Origin of the sequence: Alkalibaculum bacchi (assembly GCF_937875145.1) — a bacterium.
In the GTDB taxonomy this organism is placed as follows: domain Bacteria; phylum Bacillota; class Clostridia; order Eubacteriales; family Alkalibacteraceae; genus Alkalibaculum; species Alkalibaculum bacchi_A.
The window spans coordinates 1-3,064 of sequence record NZ_CALNCS010000120.1; the positions used below are offsets into that span (position 1 = coordinate 1).

Below are 3,064 nucleotides of genomic sequence, written 5' to 3' on the forward strand. Positions count from 1 at the left end.
GATGGGGAATTACATTTGTGCCTTAAGTCATTTTCAGATCTTAGCAAGTGAGCTTTCAGATAGGTTTTTATCGGAAATTCTTTCTATTGAAGATAATATGTATGTAAGCCTTCATATTCATGCCATAGATCAGGTAGATGCTATTAAGATGGTAAAGAGAAAGAATACAGACCTTCAAAAGATGATGATAGAAGAGCAAAAAAAGGCTGTAAGAGCTGGCTATGATATGGATATTATACCATCAGACCTTAATGTATATGGAAGTGATATAAAAAATCTTTTGACTGACCTTCAATCTAGGGATGAGAGAATGTTTTTTGTAACCTTTACCATTATGAATTTAAGTAAAAACAAGGAAAAGCTAGATAATACTATAGCACAAATTTCCTCTATATGTAACCGTAACAACTGTGCCTTAAAAAGACTAGACCATCAGCAAGAGCAAGGTTAGTAAGCGCTACACAACAGGGTGCCTAGTAAAATAAATAAAGGCTAGCTATAATAGAAATAAGCTAGCCAAATATATCATTTACTACATACAGCCCTTACATTTTCTGACCAGGGCATCAAATCTTCCAGAGCTTCTGGATTACTTTGATAGTCTGTATCAGGCATGTACATCAGTAAATATTCGAGGTAGGTAAATACATTAAGGTTGTTTGTCTTTGCAGTTTCAACAATGCTATATATTGCTGCACTAGCATCTGCACCCTTAGTAGTATCAGCAAAGAGCCAGTTTTTTCGCCCAATAACAAAAGGGCGGATACTGTTTTCTGCTAGGTTGTTTGAAATAGAGCATCTACCATCAAGGAGATAGTTCTCCATATATGGCCTCTGATTTTTAGCATAGTTTACTGCCTTAGCTAGGGCTGAACCATTTAATACGTTTAATGATTCGAGCCAACTCCAAAAGGCATCGAGAACAGGTTTTTCAAGTTCTAGACGCTTAGTATATCTCTCATTAATAGGAAGTTTTATGAGATCTTTTTCAGTGTTAAAAAGTTTATTGCAGTAATCCCTACCGATTTCTGCATTGGTAAGTGGAGCGTCCTTCGCCCTATTATCTGGGATAGCTTCCACAAACTTACGTCTCAGATGTGCCCAGCAACCACACCTGGTGACCTCTTGCAGTTTATTATACCCTGCAAATCCATCAGAATGAAGGAAACCCTTAAACCCTTCTAAATAAGCCCTTGCATGATCACCACTTCTGGATGGCTTATAATCATACAGGATGATAGGGCTTTTCCCATCATCACCTGTGCGATATAGCCACATGTAGGATTTTGACTGGGGTTTCTTACCCTTTTCTTTAAGCACCTGGACAGAGGTTTCGTCGCAGTGAATGATTTCCCTCTCTATCAGCTTTTTTCTAAGGTACTGGATAACAGGATATAGATAATCCTGTGAGCACCTTATCACCCAGTTCGCCATAGTAGAACGTTTCAGAGCTAGTCCAAGGTTCTCCCAGTCCTTTTCCTGACGATAAAGGGGCATACCATTTACATATTTTTGATACATTACATTTGCTACAGAACTTGGAGATGCAAGAGAATGGTTCATAAGAGATGTAGGTGTTAATGCTTTTTCTATGTAAGGCGTATCGGTATGTTTACATTTAGAGCATTCATAAGCCATACGAACATAGCGAACGATTTGAAGTTTAGCAGGAATGTATTCAAGCTCTTCTCGAACAGTTTCTTTTCCGATGGCTTTAAGTGCTGTATCACACTGAATACAATAACGATCTTCTTCAAGAATATCACAAAGAACCTCCCTAACTGGAAGGTCTTTAATTAGTTCTTCACGCTTTGTTCTAGAATCTTTACGATAATATCCATCAACACGTTTTTTGATAGGCTCTTCTATATTAGCACGTGCTTCTATTTCAGCTTCATTAAATAAACTAAGCTGTCCATCGATTTCTTTTCTTGAGGTTTTCTCGCTAGAGCTACCAAACTTATCTTTACGCATTAAAATAAGCATCTCTGTAAGATTGCTAACCTGTTGCTCTAGACTTTTTACCGTATTTTCAAGCTGTTTAATGTAAGCGTCTTTGCTATCCACTATAGATTTTCTCCTATCAACTTTATAGAATAATTATACCATAAAAAGAGTCTTAAGCATAGTAGTTTCAATACTTACAGGAAATTTTTATTAATAGAAAGCACCACGTTTCGCAAACATTATTGCTTTAGGCTGATCAACTGAAAGACCTTCCATAAGCCACTTAAACTCCTGCATTGTAAGCTCTCTTACCTGTTCAGATGATTTAGGCCACTTAAAGTTTCCGTTTTCAAGCCGCTTATAAAGTAAAACAAAACCGTCACCTTCCCAGAGTAAAGCTTTTATTCTGTCACGACGTTTGCCACAAAACAAAAATAAGCTTGGAGCAAAAGGATCTAGCCCAAAACTTTCCTGAACTATAGTTGCTAATCCATCAATAGATTTGCGCATATCAGTATAGCCACATGCAATATAGATATTTTTAACAACAGTAATATCCCCTAGCATATGTTTTTCAAAGCCACCAAGACAGCTTCAATAGTTTCTCTAGAAGTTCCCTCGGCAACCTCAACGCTAGCATAAGGGAGATGAATTATTACCGCTGCTTGGACATGATTTGGAGGAGTCACTTGAAGTTTTGCAAACTCAGTGGGAGTAGAATGCTTTACTTGTGTTTGGGTAGCAGGTAAGTGTCCACAAGCAGCTTTACGTATTTTCTTTAGCCAGTAATAATAGGATTGTTGCTTTACACCATTTTGCTCACACCAAGCCTTTACAGTCATATCACTAGATTGATAATCTTTAATAAGCTGTGTCCACTGCTCCAAGCGAAAACGGTTTTTTACTTGAGTAATTTCATCCATGTAGATATCTCCTTTTATGGTAATTCAACATAGCTCGAAAAACTTGAAAAACTATAACTTGAAAAACCATGAATTTCTTTAGAGTAATTATCTCATGGATTATAATGTAATATAAGGCACTCTGTTATTGAGCGCTTACTATCCATCAAATACAGCACACCTACAAATAAAGTCCCATCTATGAGATAATACAA

At 37.0% G+C, this 3,064-nt stretch carries 3 protein-coding genes and 1 pseudogene; 1 reads left to right on the plus strand and 3 read right to left on the minus strand.

Going from position 1 to position 3,064, the window contains the following annotated elements; all coding sequences use genetic code 11:
- Positions 1 to 448, plus strand: a pseudogene (locus tag Q7P22_RS07855) (VirB4-like conjugal transfer ATPase); the annotation flags it as partial.
- A 77-nt stretch (positions 449 to 525) separates the two neighbouring features.
- Here Q7P22_RS07855 and Q7P22_RS07860 read toward each other — a convergent pair.
- The 3 genes from Q7P22_RS07860 to Q7P22_RS07870 all read right to left on the minus strand — a co-directional run bounded on the left by Q7P22_RS07860 (position 526) and on the right by Q7P22_RS07870 (position 2,870).
- Positions 526 to 2,067: an IS66 family transposase gene (locus Q7P22_RS07860; RefSeq protein ID WP_303862792.1), complete on the minus strand. Its 1,542-nt coding sequence runs from the start codon at positions 2,065 to 2,067 to the stop codon at positions 526 to 528.
- Between the two features lie 90 nt (positions 2,068 to 2,157).
- Positions 2,158 to 2,514 (minus strand): IS66 family insertion sequence element accessory protein TnpB, encoded by a 357-nt coding sequence (gene tnpB / locus Q7P22_RS07865; RefSeq protein ID WP_303862795.1) that lies wholly within the window; start codon positions 2,512 to 2,514, stop codon positions 2,158 to 2,160.
- Positions 2,508 to 2,870 (minus strand): transposase, encoded by a 363-nt coding sequence (locus tag Q7P22_RS07870; protein WP_303862798.1) that lies wholly within the window; start codon positions 2,868 to 2,870, stop codon positions 2,508 to 2,510. Before Q7P22_RS07870 ends, tnpB begins: the two co-directional genes overlap by 7 nt.
- Between the last annotated feature and the right edge of the window lie 194 nt (positions 2,871 to 3,064).